This is a genomic window from Nonomuraea sp. NPDC050680, assembly GCF_040654555.1.
Lineage (GTDB): Bacteria > Actinomycetota > Actinomycetes > Streptosporangiales > Streptosporangiaceae > Nonomuraea.
In genome coordinates this window covers 750,026-766,841 of sequence record NZ_JBFAIF010000003.1, presented here as the reverse complement: position 1 = coordinate 766,841, position 16,816 = coordinate 750,026, and the positions used below count along the sequence as shown (strand labels likewise).

The 16,816-nt window shown below is 68.1% G+C and carries 11 protein-coding genes; 2 read left to right on the top strand and 9 right to left on the bottom strand.

The annotated features are described in order from the left end of the window. Positions 1-286: 286 nt before the first annotated feature. Both AB0H88_RS14750 and AB0H88_RS14745 read left to right on the top strand, forming a co-directional pair. On the top strand, positions 287-3,412 hold the full coding sequence (locus AB0H88_RS14750) for an amidohydrolase family protein (RefSeq protein WP_357644413.1): 3,126 nt from the start codon (positions 287-289) through the stop codon (positions 3,410-3,412). 393 nt (positions 3,413-3,805) lie between these two features. Further along, positions 3,806-4,654, top strand: coding sequence for a hypothetical protein (locus AB0H88_RS14745; protein WP_357644411.1), 849 nt, complete (start codon positions 3,806-3,808; stop codon positions 4,652-4,654). Between the two features lie 34 nt (positions 4,655-4,688). On the opposite strand, the gene AB0H88_RS14740 is transcribed toward AB0H88_RS14745, so the two are convergent. From AB0H88_RS14740 to AB0H88_RS14700, 9 genes are all read right to left on the bottom strand, one after another. Continuing rightward, on the bottom strand, positions 4,689-6,413 hold the full coding sequence (locus AB0H88_RS14740) for a right-handed parallel beta-helix repeat-containing protein (RefSeq protein WP_357644409.1): 1,725 nt from the start codon (positions 6,411-6,413) through the stop codon (positions 4,689-4,691). Positions 6,414-6,482: 69 nt separating this feature from the next. After that, positions 6,483-8,258, bottom strand: coding sequence for an alpha-galactosidase (locus tag AB0H88_RS14735; protein ID WP_357644407.1), 1,776 nt, complete (start codon positions 8,256-8,258; stop codon positions 6,483-6,485). Next, on the bottom strand, positions 8,255-8,995 hold the full coding sequence (locus AB0H88_RS14730) for a carbohydrate ABC transporter permease (protein ID WP_357644404.1): 741 nt from the start codon (positions 8,993-8,995) through the stop codon (positions 8,255-8,257). Before AB0H88_RS14730 ends, AB0H88_RS14735 begins: the two co-directional genes overlap by 4 nt. Before the next feature lie 112 nt (positions 8,996-9,107). Beyond that, on the bottom strand, positions 9,108-10,169 hold the full coding sequence (locus tag AB0H88_RS14725) for a sugar ABC transporter permease (RefSeq protein ID WP_357644402.1): 1,062 nt from the start codon (positions 10,167-10,169) through the stop codon (positions 9,108-9,110). Between the two features lie 37 nt (positions 10,170-10,206). Then, positions 10,207-11,457 (bottom strand): extracellular solute-binding protein, encoded by a 1,251-nt coding sequence (locus AB0H88_RS14720; RefSeq protein WP_357644400.1) that lies wholly within the window; start codon positions 11,455-11,457, stop codon positions 10,207-10,209. Between the two features lie 22 nt (positions 11,458-11,479). Next, positions 11,480-12,655: a hypothetical protein gene (locus AB0H88_RS14715; RefSeq protein WP_357644398.1), complete on the bottom strand. Its 1,176-nt coding sequence runs from the start codon at positions 12,653-12,655 to the stop codon at positions 11,480-11,482. Between the two features lie 575 nt (positions 12,656-13,230). Further along, positions 13,231-14,226, bottom strand: coding sequence for a LacI family DNA-binding transcriptional regulator (locus tag AB0H88_RS14710; RefSeq protein WP_357644396.1), 996 nt, complete (start codon positions 14,224-14,226; stop codon positions 13,231-13,233). A 330-nt stretch (positions 14,227-14,556) separates the two neighbouring features. Continuing rightward, positions 14,557-15,186, bottom strand: coding sequence for a Rid family hydrolase (locus AB0H88_RS14705; protein WP_357644394.1), 630 nt, complete (start codon positions 15,184-15,186; stop codon positions 14,557-14,559). A gap of 14 nt (positions 15,187-15,200) precedes the next feature. Beyond that, a complete protein-coding gene (locus AB0H88_RS14700) occupies positions 15,201-16,787 on the bottom strand; it encodes an FAD-dependent oxidoreductase (protein WP_357644392.1) in 1,587 nt (528 codons plus the stop codon). Between the last annotated feature and the right edge of the window lie 29 nt (positions 16,788-16,816).

The following is a 16,816-nucleotide window of genomic DNA, read 5'->3' as shown; positions in this document are numbered from 1 at the left end:
GTTGACCGACGTATGTACATCCCTATGCGCTTACACGAGCCAAGCGGGTCCCCCTACTCTCAATGAGCACACCAGCCGCCTCGACAGGTGGATGATCTCCCGGCAGATAACGCATTTCGCCTCGGATCATGAATCGCGCGTCATCACGTTCAGCCGTTCGCTGCCGCCTTCTTCGCGAAGGCTGTCAGCTCGATGACTATCTGACCATGTGTGAATAGTGGAGTGGAAATCCCCGATGTCTCACTCACCGGTTCCTCCCGACGCGTTCATCTCCACTTCCGGATCGATGTCGCGCCCGTCTCGCCGGGCCGTCCTGGCGGGCGGCGGTGCCGCCCTCGCCGCCGTGCTCACCCCGGCCGCACCGGCGAGAGCCGGCGTAGCGGGGAACACCGGTAAGACAGCCGTCGCCTCCGGCACCGACTTCGCCGTCGCGTCCTCGCCCGACGGCCGCCTGCTCGCCCTCGATCTGCTCGGTGTCCTGTGGGTCTGCTCCGCCTCCGGGGGCACCGCCCGCAGGCTCACCAGCGATCTGTACGACATCGCCCAGCCCGACTGGTCTCCGGACGGATCCACCATCGTGTTCCAGTCGTACCGGGACGGTGTCTTCAATCTGTGGACGATCCGGCCCGACGGGTCCGCGATCAAGCAGTTGACCACCGGCCCATTCGATCATCGCGAGCCCCGCTACAGCCCGGACGGGCGCACCATCGCCTACTCCTCCGATGCCGGGGGCAGCTACGGGATCCACCTGCTCGACGTCGCCACCGGAGCGACCCGCGTCCTGACCGACACCTCCGCCGAGGAGTACGAGCCGGCCTGGTCACCCGACGGGAGCAAGGTCGCGTTCGTCGTCGCCGACACCAGGATCGACGTCATCGAGGTCGCCACCGGCACGCGCGCCACCGCGGTCACGGTCCCCGCCGGTCAGGTCATTCACCAGCCGTCCTGGCTGCCGAACGGCACCGACCTCGCCTACCACCTCTTCCACTCGGGCGCCAATGATCTGGCCGGCACCGCGGGCACCCTCGTCACCGGCGAGGAGGTCTTCCCGTTCCGTGCCCGGTTCGCCCCGGACGGACGCTATTACTACACTTCCGCGGGCACCATCAAGGTCCGCCGCCTCAACTCCGCGTCCGTCGGCACCATCGGCTTCACCGCCGCGCTGACGACGACGACTCCGAAGTACAAGAAGAGGGTCCGCGTATTCGACGAGCCCGGGTCATTCCCCGTCGTCGGAATCGGCAGCCCGGCCGTGTCCCCGGACGGGTCCGCCATCGCTTTCCGCGCGCTCAACGACATCTATCTGATGCGCGACGCTGGCACGCCGGAACCGCTTTTCCGTGACCGCTGGTGGAAAAGCGACCCCGATTTCTCCCCGGACGGGCGGCAACTGGCCTTCGTCACCGATCGCACCGGCACTCTCAATATCTGGGTCCGCGACCTGAGCACCGGCGCCGACCGGCAGATGACCCATCTGACCGACTCCGCCGCCCTGTCGGTCCGATGGTCACCCGACGGGAGGGAGATCGCCTACCTGGACCAGGACGGCGCCCTGTGGGTGGTGAACGTCTCCACCGGCGACATCCAGAAGGTCTTCGACGCCACCTTCGAACCAGGTCGCCCGACCTGGTCGCCCGACGGCAAAACCCTCGCGCTGGCCGCGGTGGTGCCGTACTCACGACGCTACCGTGAGGGACTGTCCAAGATCCTGCTCATCGACCGGGCCACGGGTGCCGGCGCGTACATCGACCCCGCGCCACACCGGTCCTTGCAGACCCGTGGTGACGACGGCCCAGTCTGGTCACCTGACGGCACCATGCTCGCCTTCGCCATGGAATCGCTCCTGTGGGTCCTGCCCGTCGACAAGACCGGACGGCCCACCGGCAGCGCCCGCCAGGTCACCCGGGAGGTCTCCGACGCCCCTGTCTGGGCAGGCGGCTCGGCCGGCCTCCTCTACCTGAACGAGGGACGTCTCAAGAGCGTGCGCCTCGACGGCGAGCCCGCCCGGTCGATTCCGATGCGGCTGACCTGGCGCAACGACACCGGCCCCGATCAGGTGGTCATTCACGCCGGCCGCATGTGGGACGGCGTCTCCAAGAGCGTCGTCCGCGACGTCGACATCATCGTACGAGGCCAGCGCATCGCCGCGATCGAGCCGCACCGGGACGGAAGGCCCGGCGCCCGGATCGACGCCCGCGACAGGTTCGTCATGCCCGGCCTGATCGACATCCACCATCACCGTGAGATGCAGGGCTACGCCTATGGATCGCGACAGGGTCCGCTGTGGCTCGCCCTGGGCGTCACCACGACGCGCTCACCTGGCTCGCCCGCGTACCACATGGTCGAGGAGCGCGAGTCAGTGCAGTCCGGCGCCCGGCTCGCACCGCGCTACCTGGGCACGGGCGAAGCCATCGACGGGCCGCGCATCTACTACAACTTCATGCGCCCGACGTACTCCCACGACCAACTGCTCCTCGAACTGCGGCGGGCCGCCGCCCTCGACTACGACATGATGAAGTGCTACGTGCGGCTACCGGTCATCTGGCACAAAGAGGTCATCGACTGGGCCCACCGCCAGGGCAAGCCGGTCAGCTCGCACTACCACTATCCGGCGATCGCCATGGGTGGCGACCAGACCGAGCACGTCGGCGCCACCAACCGGTTCGGCTACTCACGCACCGTCACGAACGTCGGCTCCGCCTACTCCGACGTCATCGCCATGTTCAACGCCTCGAAGATGGCCAGAACCCCCACCCTGTTCACCTCCTCGGCCCTCTACAGGGACGACACCTCGCTGGTCACCGACGAACGGGTCCGCCGGCTCTACCCGAACTGGCGTATGGCGCAGCTCCAGGCGACGGTCACCACGGCTCAGACCGCCGACCCGACGGCGGTCCGGGTGATCCGGACGAACCTCGCCAACCAGGTCGCGCAGCTCACGGCGATGATCCGCGGCGGCGGCGTGGTCACCGCCGGCACCGACGCACCGATCGATCACCTAGGGATCAGCCTGCACATGAACCTGCGCGCCATGGTCAAGTACGGCCTGACCCCGCGGGAAACGCTCACCGCCGCGACCAGCACGTCCGGGGCCTACCTCGGCCTCCCGCTGGGCAGGATCGCCAAGGGCATGTACGCCGACCTGGCCATCATCGACGGCGACCCGCTGTCCCGCATCGAGGACGCCGCCAACGTCACGGCCGTCGTCGTCGGCGGGAGACACCACACCATCGAGCAGCTCCTCGCGCCTTACCCGTCCTCCACCACCACCGACCAGGCGACACCCGCGGCCTCCGCACCGTCCGGCAAGGTCAAGGACCGCGTCCCCGTTCACCAGAGCACAGCGAGCCACTGGTGGAACGACCCCACCGAGCTCGAGGGCGCCCGAGTCGCCTGCTGCCACGACCACTGAGCCCCCTTCTGAAATTTTCATCGGGTACGACCAGCGTGGGCGGGCGATCCGGCGGCCTTGACCACCGCCGTGCAAGCGAACCCACGCCGGTACGGGAACCGCGTTCGACCAAGACAATGGGTTGAACCCGGCTGAAATCTCACTGCACCAGCACCCCGAAGAGGCAATGCCCGGTAAGAAGACCTTCGCGATCGGCGGGGACAGCAGAGCTGACACCGCAATTGACAAGCCTCGGCGGCGTCATATTCGCTCTGTGGCATAACCGCCAGCCCTCAATGGTGCCCACGAGGGGATGACCCGTTGAATGTTAGCGCTAACGCTTTCGGCTGGAATCTCCGTCGGCACCGTCGATGCCCGCGCGGTCCTTTCGCCATTCGGGTGACAGGAGAAACCATGCGTAAGGTCCTCTTATCAATCGTCTCTGCCCTGGTGACATCCCTGTCGCTGGTCGCCCCGAGCCCCGCCTCGGCCACAGTGATCGGCGCGACCGGGTGCGACGCCCGGGCCGCCAATGTGGCCGCGACCGCCGCCGTGGCGACGACCACCGTCTGGATGGCCGGCGACTCGACCATGGCCGACCCCAGTGCCACCTGCCCCGTGGGCTGGGCCACCGAATTCGACTCGCTGTTCCACAGCAACATCGTGGTCGACAACCTCGCCGTCGCCGGGCGCAGCATCCAGACCTGGCTCTACGAGGGGAACGTGACCTCCACGATCGGCTCGAACGGCGAGTGCGTCCTCAGCTCCACCACCTACTCGCCCCGGTGGCAGCAGATGCTCGCGAACATGAAGGCCGGTGACTACCTGTTCATCCAGTTCGGCATCAACGACAGCTCGACGACCTGCCCGCGCCACGTCGGCACCGCCCGGTACCAGGCGCTGATGACGATGATGGCGCAGGCGGCGAAGGACCGTGGCGCCCACCCGATCCTGCTCACCGCCGTCGCGGCCATCACCTGCTCGGGCAGCAGCGCGGTCAAGAACCGCGGCTTCGTCTCCCAGACCACCGCGGCCGGCGCCGCCACCGGCTCACCGGTCATCGACCTGCAGACCCTCAGCGTCGACTACTACAACTCCCTGGGCTTGTGCCCCAACAACGGCGATTACGCCTCCGGGCCGCTCGGACAGTTCTTCTGCAACGACCACACCCACTTCGAGGCGTACGGCGCCCGGCGGATCGCCCGGCTGGTCACCGGCGCCCTGCGGACGCAGAACATCCCGCTCGCCGGATCCCTGCTGTAACACCTGCCGACACCCTGCCGAACCGTGGTGTCGCTCATCCGAGCTCGGTGACCCGCAATGTCGGCTCATCGATGTCCGCGTCCGTGCACGACCGGAGGACGACGTCCCATGCCTCCGGCCCGGAGCGCACGATGCTGTTGTCCCTGAAGCGAATGCCCCGGGTGCTCTTGGCGTCGAGCGCCGGGACGTCACGGAGCACGAAGCGATTTCCTTCGACGACGACGCCGCGGTGAACCGGGTACGCGGAGTCGGCCCGCGTGTTCTGGGGATCGATGAAGACCGCCGGTCCACCCGGTTCGACGAACTCGTTCCCGCGGACGATCAGATCGCGTACCGGCCCGGACTCCCACCATTCGGCGGCGTCGCCTGAGACGTAGACCGCGGCCATTCCCGGGCGCTCGAAGCGGTTGTCCTCGATGACCACCGGACGCCGCGTGGTCACGAGCACGGCGCGCGTGGGCACGTTCCGGAAGAGGTTGCGGGCGATGTGCACGGCCGGCGTCCGGGTCACGTTCTCCACCGCGGCCCGCCCGGTGAGGTCGCCGGGAAGCTCGGAGCCGACGGTCAGGACGATGACCCCGAGCGGGTGGGCGCGATCCCGCCCGCTCGGCTGCCGTACGCGCTCCACCGTCGCGGTCGCGATCGCCTGGAGCGTCTCCCGCTCGACGATCTCGATCAGGTCGCCGGGTGAGAACTGCGGGAGTCCGGCCGTCTCCGGATGCGCGTACTCGAGCACCAGCGTGCGGCGATCAGGCTGATCGGCGATGCGGAGGTAGGTGCCGTGCACATTGATCGGGTCGTCATGCGGCCCGTCAAAGAGGCACTCGCGAACGGCCGCGACTCCCGAGCATCCGGAGAACTGGATGAAGTCGGCGAAACCCGCCGTGTGCCGCCCGCTACCCGGTGGGCTTCGGAACTCGCAGCCCTCGATCGTGACGTCACGGCTCGCCTGTGCCACGACGCCGAAGCCGTGCAGGAACCGGAAACGCAGCCCGGACAACGTCACGCCGGAGCTGTCGAGCACGAGCGCGCCGGGATGATCACGTGTCGTCAGGCGCATCTCATAGACGACGCCGACGTCGGCCGGTTCCTCGCCGCGGTCGTAGTCGATCCGTATCTCGCGCTTCCCCACCGCCTTGATCGACCGGACGTCGTCGAAGAGCGGGTTCGGGCCGCGCCGCGTCCTGTGGCCGGACGGATCATGAATCTGCGTGTACTCGAGCGCGTCACGGCCCTCCCAGGCGACGGCGCCCGAGCCGAGGGCCTCACCGTGCCAGCGGATCGAGCGCCCTTCGACGGAGAACAGCGTGACCTCGGGCACCCGGATCACCCGGTACGCCCGCCCCGCCTCGACGCCCCCGTCCACGACCGTGGCGTCGACGACCGTCGGCACCGCGAAATCGAACTCGAGTCCCTCGACGCGCACCCGCCGCGAGTCGATGACGGCGAAGGTCGTCTGGAGCCCATGAAGGAGGATGCGGGCGCCTTCCCCCGAGATGACGAGATCGTCCATCGCCTCGACGAGTACGGCGATCGTCTTCTCGCGGTATCGCGGATCGTCCCCCACCGTGTTGGAGACGTAAAGCTCACGACGTTGAGCACCGTCCGGCCAGAAGTGATAGTCGCCCGGCGGGAATCGGAGGACCACCGGCCCCGCCACGGCGCCGGCGGCCCGGAGCGCCGCCGCGACCGCGGGCGCGGCATCGGAGCGGCTGCCGGGAGCCGCCCCGAAGTCGGTGACGTCCAGCGTCGCCGGCACCGGGCTAGAGATCGGCCCGGCAGGGAGGGCCGGGGGAATCGTCGGTGAACGTCGTCGCGGAGCCCTCCGTCATGTCGAGGGCATCGAGGAAAGGGCCCGGCGCAACCGGGCCAGCCCGCCGGAGGGAATGGCCAGCGCGTGGGGCCCGGACGCCAGAACGATGTCCCCGTCGGCGACCCGTCGTCCCCTGGCGTCCCAGATCTCCAGGCCGGCGCTGACCTCGTCCCCCTCGTTCAGCAGGATCGGGGAGCTGTCGTCGGCATTCGCGACCAGCAGTTCTGTCCAGTCGCCGGCCGGAATCGCGATGGCGTGCGGCGCGTACCTCGCGACGAAATGCCGGCCGCCGTCGTGAACGCGGGCCACCGGGTACATCAGTTCGGGGCGCTCGGGCACCAGCCGACCGTGCAGCAGCAGGTCGCGGTGCTCGCGCCAGACACTGAGCCAGAACGTGAGCGCCTCGGACTGGCCGGCGGGAAGCCGCGTCAGGTCGACGGAAACCTGCGGCACGCCCAGCAGTGAGTTGATCAGATGATGGGCGACCCGCTCCGGGCTGTCGCCCTCGGCCCACATGATCGGGTCGCTGTGGATCGGCGTGCCCGGCCGGCTCAGGCGCAGGTCGAGGATGCCGACGCGGTTCTGGACCGCGTTCAACGGGCAGTCGCCGACGCGGATCATCGAGGCGTGCCGGGAGGGCTCTGGATGAACGTACGGCTCCCGGAACTCGATCAACGGCTCGACTCCGAGCCCTCGTAGCCTGTCGACGATCTCGGACACGGTGTCGACGGCCGCGGCCACGGAACCCGGCGCCCCCTGGAACTCCTCCAGGAAGTCGAGCTTCAGGCCGTCGGCCCCCGTCCGCGCGATGATCTCCTCCATCCGCCCGACCAGGTAGGCGCGGGTGAGGGGGTCTCGCGGGTCGAGGACCTCCGCCTCCAGCTCGGGTTTGTCGCGCAGCGTCGTAAGCCCCAGGTCGCGGGCCTTCGCCCGATAGCCCAGGAACGGTGTGCCGATCCACCACACGGTGCGCAGCCCTCGGGCGCGCAACGCCTCGACCAGGCCGGCCGCATCGGGGAACTTGTCCTCCGTGACCTCCCAGTCGCCGCACGATCCGTATCCCCGGCCGTGCGAGCTCGTCTGCCACCCGTCATCGACGATCACGGTGCCGAACCCCATCGCGGCCGCGCGATCGGCCTGCGCGAGTACGGTGGCGGCCGAGACGTGCTGGTGCGCGAAATACCAGGTGCACAGGACCGCGTCCTCGGCCCCCGGCGCCCCGCGATGGCCTTCCTCCCCCTGGAGCCAGTGCCCCGCCTCGGGAACGGCTTGCGCGAAGGTGCCGCCGGACACGTCCAGGAGAAGCCGCACGTCCCCTGTCGTGCCAGAGCCGCCGACGGCGATCTTGATCACGAAGTCGGCGGTCTCCTCCACCAGGCCGGCCAGCACCTGGGTCTCGCTACAGCCGGTGTCGACCGCGTAGACCAGACGGGCGACGTCGCGCGAGCCGAGCAGGGCCCCGAGCGGAATGCCCCGCAGGGCGGTCTCGTCGACCGCCGCCCCCCACGATGGCGGGATCGTCGCGTGCGGCACAGTGCTGCCCGGCCGCCACCACGCGCTCGCATCGGTCGCCGGGATCGTCACGGTAAGACTGAGCGGCTCGCCCAGCGTGCTGAACACGACCTCGAAGACTCCGCCCCGCAGTTCGCGTACGTCACCCGGCCGCGTCGCCCGTAGCAGGAGCCCCGCGCCGGAGTGATCGCCGCCCAGCGGGACGGGCGCCTCAGGCTCCGAGTGGGTCCACCCCGGTAGCCAGGAGGCACCCGCGGCAGGCGTTTCGATTTCCGTCATTTGATCCCCGTGAATGATATTCCGCCGATGATGTGACGCTGCGCGAAGAAGAAAAGAAGAACGCACGGAAGGGTCACCACCAAGGTGGTGGCCATCAACAGTGGAGTGTTCGTGCCGTGGACGGACTGGAAACCCGCCAGGGCGAGCGGCAGCGTCTTCCACCGCTCCGTCGAAAGGTAGATCGCGGCCTGGAAGAAGTTGCTCCAGTAGGACATGAACTGCAGCACCGCGGTCGCGATGACGATGGGCCGGGAAAGCGGCAGATAAATAGAGAACCAGATACGGAACCAGCCCGCGCCGTCGATGAGGGCGGCATCCGTCAGCGCGTCCGGCAATCGCAGATAGAACTGCCGGTACAGGAAGATGAAGAACGAGGAGCCGAAAAAGGTCGGGACGATGATCGGCCACAGCGTGTCGATCATGTCGAGATTCTTGAAAAGAATGAACTGCGGAACGATCGTCACCTCCCCGGGAAGCAACATCGTCGACAGCACGATCGCGAACAGCACCCCGGAGCCCCGCACCCGGATCCGCGCGAACGCGAACCCGATGAGCGACGACGAGAAGACCACCGCGACGACCGGGACGAGCGTGCTCAGCACCGAGTTGCGCAGGTAGGTCCAGAAGGGAAACGACCCGAGACCGTCGGAGAAGTTGGACCACTGCCACTGGATGGGCCAGAGCGACACCCCTCCCTGCGACACACCCGCCTGCGTCCGCAGCGCGGTCGCGATCATCCAGAGAAAGGGGTAGACGAAGACGACGGAGCCGACCACGAGCAGTGTGAGCGCGAAGATCCTGGGCCCGAGCGGCCGGGGTCGCGTCCCCTCCGCACTCACCGCTCCCGCGCTAGCTGACATGGACACGCCGCCTCCGCTCCTTCGGCCGTTGCGATTCGTAGTAGACCCAGAAGGCGCTCCCCCGGAACACCAGCGCCGTGAGCACCATGATCATGCCGAACAGGATCCAAGCCAGGGCGGACGCGTATCCCATCTGGAAGAAGGAGAACGCGTTCTGGTACAGGTACAGGACGTAGAAAAGAAGCGAGTCGGACGGGCCGCCCCCGTTGTGCGTGACCACGTAGCCCTGGGTGAAGGTCTGCATCGCACCGATGAGACCCGTGACCACGTTGAAGAAGATGACGGGGCTCACCTGGGGAAGCGTGATGTGCCACAACGAGCGCCAGCGCCCGGCACCGTCGATCGAGGCCGCCTCATAGAGGCTCTTCGGCACGTCCTGCAAGCCCGCGAGATAGATGATCATGTTCCCGCCGACGGTCCAGAGGCTCATGAGAATCACCGCGGGCAGGGCCCAGTCGGCGTCGAAGAGCCACTTGGGTCCGTCGACGCCGAACAGGCCGAGCAGCCCGTTGACGAGGCCGTAACTGGGGTGGAAGACCCAGATGAACAGCACCGCCTGGGCCACTCCCGTCACGAGCGAAGGCAGGTACCAGATGGTCCGGAACACGTTGACCCCGCGGACCCGGACGTTCAGCAGGAGCGCGACACCCAGGGAGAGCACCGTCTGCAGGGGAACGCTCACGACGGCGTACGTCAGGGTGACCTTGATCGCCTGGCCGAGCTTGGGATCGGAGAGGGCTTCCTGGTAGTTGGCGAGCCCCGTGAACTTCGCCGGATCGATCAGGTCCCAGTCCATGAATGACAGGACCAGGGAGTACACCATCGGCCCACCTGTGAAGATCACGAAGCCGACGATCCACGGGGAGACGAAGAGCCAGAACGCGGCGGTGTTCCGCGAGATCCAGCGCGCCCGGAGGGCGCCCCACAGAGCGGCGCCGATGAGGCCGAACACGATGGCCAAGATGATGACCAGGGAGAGGATGGGCCGGAGCCCCTCGTCGACGTGCAGCCGTTCGAGGAGTCCCGCAAGCCCGTCCACGATGCCTGACATGCCGCGATCCCCCTCTACGCGATCCGCTCGGTGACCGTCACCGCGCCGCGTCCAGCAGCTTCTGGCACTCGGCTTGAAGCTGCGGCAGCACGGCGGCCGGATCCTCGGTGCCGGACCCGATCGCGGTGCGCGAGTTCAGGTCACCTGAGAAGGCGCTCTCGATCCGCACCTTGTCCTTGACGGCGGGCGTGGTCACCGCGTTCGTGACGGCGTCGATGAAGGCTTGCAGGTTCACCGTCGGGGCGATGGATTTGAAGGCGTCGAGCGATCCCTTGATGACGGGGATGCCGAGCGCGGACTTCGTCGTCGCCAGGAGGTTCTGCGCGTCGGGGGTCGAGCTCATGAACTTCGTGAAGGTCTTCGCCGCGGCGGTCTCCGCCTCACTCGCGTCCTTCGCGATGCCCAGGCTGTCGACCTCCATGGGCTCGCCCTTGCCGGGCGTCGGCACGAGGAGGAACTTCGAGGTGTCCAGCGCGGCGATCTTGGCGATGTTCCACGGGCCGAAGTCGGGCAGCATCGCGATCTTGCCGTCGGCGAGCCACTGGAACATGTCCTGCCCCTGGGCGTCGGCCTGGTTGGGCGCGAAGCCGTCGGTCTTCACGGCGTCCACCACGGTCCGGGCGGCGCGGATCCCATCGGGGTTGCCCATCGTGCACTGCTTGCCGTCCGCGCTGTAGTACGAGCCGCCCTCCGCGATCAGCCAGCCGTCGTACCAAAGGGGCGCGGAGCCATAGATCTTCTTCGAGCCCGATCCCGACGTCAGCTTCTTGGCAGCGGCCACGAAGTCCGCGGTCGTCATCGGCGTCGCGCCGGACGGGACGGCGACACCGGCCTTGTCGAAGGCGTCCTTGCCGAGGGCCAGGACCTTGCTCTTCGCGACGAAGGGCACCGCGTAGTCGGCCCCGCCGAACGTACCCGCCCTCTGGACGGCCGGCGAGTAGTAGACGCTCTTGTCGACCTCGACCTTCTTGAAAGCGTTGGCGAAGCTCGGCAGCGAGGTGTCGGAGATCTCCGCCACGGTCGGGGCGCCGCCGCCGGCGATCGACGTCTGGAGTTTCTGCTCGTAGTCGCTCTGGATCCAGTTGGGCTCGACCTTGATCGTCGGGTTGGCCTTCTCGAACGCCGCGATCATCGCCTTCATGGTGGCAGCCTCATCGGAGGTCCCCCAGAAGGCGAAGCTGATCGTGGTGGTCCCGGCCGAGCCTCCTCCGCCACTGGTCTCACTGCTGCACGCGGCGAGCGCGAGGACCGAGGCGGCGGTGACGGCGGCGAGTGCCTTTCGGTGCAAGGGGGTCTCCTTTGTCAGTGATCTATCGCTGCTCGCGAAGCACGACGACGCTGCCGTCGGCGCCTGCGCGTACGCGTGAACCGTTCGGCACGTCAACCGTGGTGACGTGCCCGTCGTCCCAGGTGGAGGTCCAGGTCACACCTGGTCCGCCGGTCACCTCGAACTCGGTGGCCTCCCTGGCCTCGTGCCGCAGCCCGACGACGGAACCACCGACTGCAACTTCTCCGACCTCGATCCACTCTCCGGCCGGAAGATGCGAGCGGGTGTGGACGACGCCCTCCTGGGCGCCCGGCTCCAGCCCGGTCAGGCCGACCGCGACGTGGGCGACGTGGGTGAAGGGGACCTCGGGATAGTCCGCCCTGGAGCCCGCGAGATAGCGCATCCACCGCAACGCCTCGTCGTCCCACCCGTACCGGAAGAAGGCCTCCGGAAGGTAGGTGAAAGCCTCGATGTTGGACGGCGGCGTCGCCGCGAGGCCGGATCTGAGGAAGCCGAGATGCGCGCTCGAGCGTTGGTCGTCGCGCATGATCCCCTTGAGCGCGGGGAACCAGGTGCTCTCCAGCCGGAACCCGCCGGCCGGTCCGTCGGCGGTGAAGCCCGCGGCGTAGTGCTGGTCGCCGGGCAACCACCATGATTGCGAGAAGTGCTCATCCAGTTGCTCGGCCCGCTCACGATTCCACGCGGCGAACTCCTCGTCGAGCACCGTACCGGTGACGGTGCCGAGCGCCAGGTGCGCCGCCCATTGGCTGGCGATCCCGTCGGCGGCGACCAGGAGGTGCGGTGGCCGCGCCCCTTCGTTGTAGGTCGCCGTTCCGCGGAAGATGTCCCCGCTGCCGCCTTCGCCCGCGACACCCGTCCCGAGGGGATCATGGGCGTCGACGAACGACGTCATCGTGTTGCGCACGAACGCCGCGATCTCCGGAGCGAGCAGGAATCGGTCGTCCGCCGTCCAGCGATATTGCTCGACCGCCTTCTCGACGAGTTCGAATGGCGCCGGGACCTCTCGTACGAAGTCGTCATCCGAGTGGTAGTCGATGGCGGCCGGCGTGCCGTCGAAGTCGAACGCCCACAACGGATACCAGCCGCGGGCGCCGTTCGACGATCCGGCGAAATGCCGGAGCATCGAAAGGTTCTCCGCGTCCAGTCCCAGCAGATGCGCGCCGAGCATTTGATGGGCGAGGTCCCTCGAATAGAACATCGGCCGGTCCGTCAAAGCGGCCCAGTAACTCGGGAGATATCCCGGGTCCCGTCCGGTCTGAACCCACTCACGCGAACGACGTGACGCCCAAATGAAAGATTCGACAAGATCGTGCATGCTCGAATCAACCCGAAGGTGCCATGATGGGTGATTTTGATCGCCCCGTGCGGCATGCGTCGCAGGTGGTGACTGCCTCGTCATGAAAAGCGAGTGTTACATACACGTCATAAACACGTCAACAGTAGGGCAAAACTGTGCGTTACAGGACGGCAACACTCTTCAGGAGCTGGCGTCCCGGGCGGCGGGTCGGGCCCATCGTGGGGCCGCCGGGAGTCACACAGCCTGCCGTGACGGCAGGCAGCCCCCATCGCCCGAGCAACCATCAGCGTCCGGGCAGGCATCAGCGGAGGACACACCCCGCGAGCAGCTACGATCGCCGCCAATGCCGTCACGCAGGCGACATCAGGCAAATCCGGTGAATCAGGCGATCAGGCGATCAGCAAGCGGCAGTGGCCAGCAGCAGGCCTGGCCATGGCGGCAGCGGGTCAGCCTGCTGAGCCGCGATCGGCGACCATCTATGCGCGTGGGGCGGCCGTCGAGCCGCGAATGATCAGCTCGGGGTCGAACATCAGCTCTCCCGCCGGCACCGGCCGCCTGTTGACCAGATGCACCATGGTGGCGGAGATCGCCTGCGCGATCCGCTCGATCGGCTGCCGGACCGTCGTCAGGGGCGGATCGACGAATCCCATGATCTGGGAGTCGTCGTAGCCGACGACGGACACGTCGCCCGGCACGGACAGACCGCGGCGCCCCGCCGTACGAATCGCACCCAGGGCCATGTAGTCGCTCGCGGCGACGATCGCGGTCGCACCCTGGTCGAGCAGGGTCTCGGCGGCCGACATTCCGCCCTCGACGCTGTAGACCTGGCGCGCGACGAGTCGCCGCGGGTCATCCACGCCATGTGAGCTCATCGCCTCGACGAACCCGTCGAGGCGCCGCTCGCTGGGCCGGTTGCCCACCGGGCCGACGATCATGCCGATGTCGCGGTGGCCGAGGTTCCACAGGTGGTCGACGGCCAGCGCCGCCGCCACTTTGTCATTGGTGGAGAAGCTGGGGGCCGGGACGCCCTCGATCGCGCCGTTCATCGAGACGAACGGGATCTGGCGTTCCTGCAGCAGCCGGTACGGCGCCGGGTCCACGCCGATCAGGGTGTTGCTCGCCGAGGCGAAGACCGCGCCCGCGATGCCCAGATCCATGGTGGAGGTGATGAAGTCGATCTCCTGCAACCCGCCCACCGTCGTGGAGCACACGACGGCCTTGAACCCCTGTGGCGCCAACGCCGACTCGATCAGCTCGCAGAGCCGTCCGAAGAAGGGCTGGGCGAGGCCCGGCGTCAGGACGATGACGAGCTGGCTCTGCCCGCCGCGGTCATATCCCAGCTCGCGGATCGCGTCCTCCACGACACGGCGCGTGCCGGCGGCGACCACACCCCGCCGGTTGAGCACACGGCTGACGGTCGCTTCGCTGACCCCGGCACGAGCGGCGACGTCACTGATTCCGACCTTGGCCATAGCTCCCTTTTGATCGATACGGACGACGCGTGATGTCACTATACGGCCAGACCTACTGCGCGGGCAGTTCAGTAACACCGCGGCGATGGTGTCAATCCTGGACCTGCCGTGACGAGGTGGTGGCCGACCTGACGGAGAGGGATGGGCGGACTGTCGGCCGGCCGATCTCCGCCATGGCGCGGCGACACTTTCGCCGGCGGCCGGGAGCCACATGAAGACCCTGTCCGCGATGCCGCGGCAGCCTCCGCGTCCGGCTGCTGGATCGGCTCCATCAGCCGGACACGCCCGCAGCCCTGTGCGGCGGTCAGTGCTTGCAGTCAGTACTTGCAGTCAGTGCTTGTATGCGGCGACGACCTCCACTTCGACGAGCCAGCCCGCGACCGGGAGGTTGGCGATCTCGATCGTCACGCGGGCCGGGCGGGCCGCGTTGACCTCCATGGGCGGGGCGGAGGGCGCGGTGCCGAGAGGGACGGGTACGGGCTGGCCGGTGGCCAGGTCCGTGTTGGCGAAGAACTGGCGGTAGGCGCGGTTCCAGCCGGTGAAGTCGGCCGAGTCAACTCCGGGAGGCTTCTCCAGGTAGGCGCGCATGGAGACGACGTCGGCCAGGCCCAGCCCAGCGGCGGAGAGGTTGGCCTTGATGCGCTTGAGCACGTTGAGCGCCTGGGCCTCGGTGATGGTGACGCCAGGGGGCAAAGTAGCGCCGGGGAAGTCGACGTAGCGCTCGGGAGAGTCGGCGGGAGCCTCGGCGTTGGCCGCCGCCGGGCCCAGGCCGCTGGCGGTGTAGGAGGCCACCTGCTTGCCGAGCGCCACGCCGTCGGCGATCGCGGGGTTGGTGGTGCCGGCCGGGAGGAAGGGCTTGACCTCCTGCGGCCGGGGCGACCAGGTGGGGTTGGCGGCGGCCGTACCGGTGCCGAGGACGAGGACGACGGCCGCGGAGAGGGCGATGGTGCGGATCTTCATGCGGAGGTGTCCTCTCAGGAGGTGCTCAAGACGCGCTGGTGCAGCTCGGCGACGACCTTGCGGGCGGACTCCAGGGCTCCCGCCTGCCAGGCGATCATGTAGCTCAGCCAGTCCCCCGCGAAGTACACGTGCCCGGCCGGTCTGTTGAGGAGCTGGTACGCGCCCTGCCGGGACGGCCAGCCCACCCAGGCGCCCTCGATGTGCGGCTGGAGTTTCCAGGCGACGGACACCGACGACGCCAGCTCGTCGCGATACTTCGCGCCATGGATCTTCACGCCCTGCTCGATCGCGCGGCGCTCGCGGTCCGTGTGCTTCAGCGCGGCGTACGCGTCGGCCTGGGCGCCGAAGTTGTAGTAGCCGACGACCATGCCACGCGAGGCGCCGTACCCGTAGGAGGGATACCAGATCGTGGCCAGGTCGAGGTCGGTGGCGGTGATGCCGCCGTAGATGTCCTCGTCGGTCTCCCACCAGCGGCGGCGGTACTCCAGACCGATCTTGCCCGCGTTCGTGACGGTCGGGGTGGCGAGGGCGGCCTGGACGTCCGGGCCGAGGTTGTGCGAGGTCTTGGCGAGGAGGTGCGGGGGCATCGCCGCGATGCACATGTCCGCTTTGATCTTCTGGGTACGGCCGTGGCGGTCCTCATACTCCACCTCCACGCCGTCCGGCAGGTCGGTGATCTTGGTCACCTTGGCGCGCAGCCGGATCCGCTGCCGCCCGATCTTGCCGGCGAAGGCCCGCGGGATCGCGTCCATGCCCCCCACCGGCTGGAACATCAGCATCGCCTGGTCGTAGCCGAACTCGAACGAGAACCGCTGCCCGACTCCGCTCGCCAGCACCTCCGACAGCGACGGCACCGGCCCGAGGAGCGTGCCCGGCTGCTCACCCGCGCCCGGGTTCACGCTGTGGCCGCGTCGGTCGCCTCCGGAGTACTTGAATCCGCTCGCCTTGTTTCCCACCGCCCCGAAGCTCGACAGGAAGGCGATCAGCCGCTCTTTGTCCTGCGCGGTGAGCGCGGCGTCCAGCGCCCCCGCGTCGGTCGCCCGCGACAGCAGCTCCGAGACGTACCCGTACACGTCGGCCTTGGCGGTACGCCAACGAACGGGGGCCTGCATGTTCTGGTGGTAGATGTAGGCCTGGGCGTTGGAGTTGGTGAAAACCTCCAGGTCCACGCCGAGCTCGCGGCAGTAGTCCATGGTGAGCATCCACTGCGCCAGCCGGGCCGGGCCCGCGTTGAGATAGACGCCGTCACTGAACTTCGCGACCTGCGTGGAGCCGTCCAGCTCGCTCACGCGGTCACCGCCGCGAATGGTCCAGTTCCGGCCGCCCACCCGGTCGAGCGCCTCCAGGATCGTGCAGTCGTAGCCCGCCTTGCCCAGCTCGTACGCCGTGGCAAGACCGGCTATCCCCGCGCCGAGGATCACCACCTTCTTCGCCGACCGCCCGGTGAGGGAGAAGTCAGACTGCTGCGGCGGGTCGAAAGTTTCCTTCGCGGACGCCTCCGCGGTCGGCGCGAGGCCGAGCGCGCCCATGGTCGCGAAGAGCGCGCCTGCACCGCCGGAAACACCGACGGCGGACAGGAAATCGCGTCTGCTGTACCCCAACACGTACCTCCAAGATTTGCTGGAGGCGA

Coding starts and splice junctions, on each gene's coding strand:
- AB0H88_RS14750 (WP_357644413.1), top strand. CDS start 287: ATGTCGCGCCCGTCTCGCCGGGCCGTCCTGGCGGGCGGCGGTGCCGCC.
- AB0H88_RS14745 (WP_357644411.1), top strand. CDS start 3,806: ATGCGTAAGGTCCTCTTATCAATCGTCTCTGCCCTGGTGACATCCCTG.
- AB0H88_RS14735 (WP_357644407.1), bottom strand. CDS start 8,258: ATGACGGAAATCGAAACGCCTGCCGCGGGTGCCTCCTGGCTACCGGGG.
- AB0H88_RS14730 (WP_357644404.1), bottom strand. CDS start 8,995: ATGATCGCGACCGCGCTGCGGACGCAGGCGGGTGTGTCGCAGGGAGGG.
- AB0H88_RS14725 (WP_357644402.1), bottom strand. CDS start 10,169: ATGTCAGGCATCGTGGACGGGCTTGCGGGACTCCTCGAACGGCTGCAC.
- AB0H88_RS14715 (WP_357644398.1), bottom strand. CDS start 12,655: ATGTTCTATTCGAGGGACCTCGCCCATCAAATGCTCGGCGCGCATCTG.
- AB0H88_RS14710 (WP_357644396.1), bottom strand. CDS start 14,226: ATGGCCAAGGTCGGAATCAGTGACGTCGCCGCTCGTGCCGGGGTCAGC.
- AB0H88_RS14705 (WP_357644394.1), bottom strand. CDS start 15,186: ATGAAGATCCGCACCATCGCCCTCTCCGCGGCCGTCGTCCTCGTCCTC.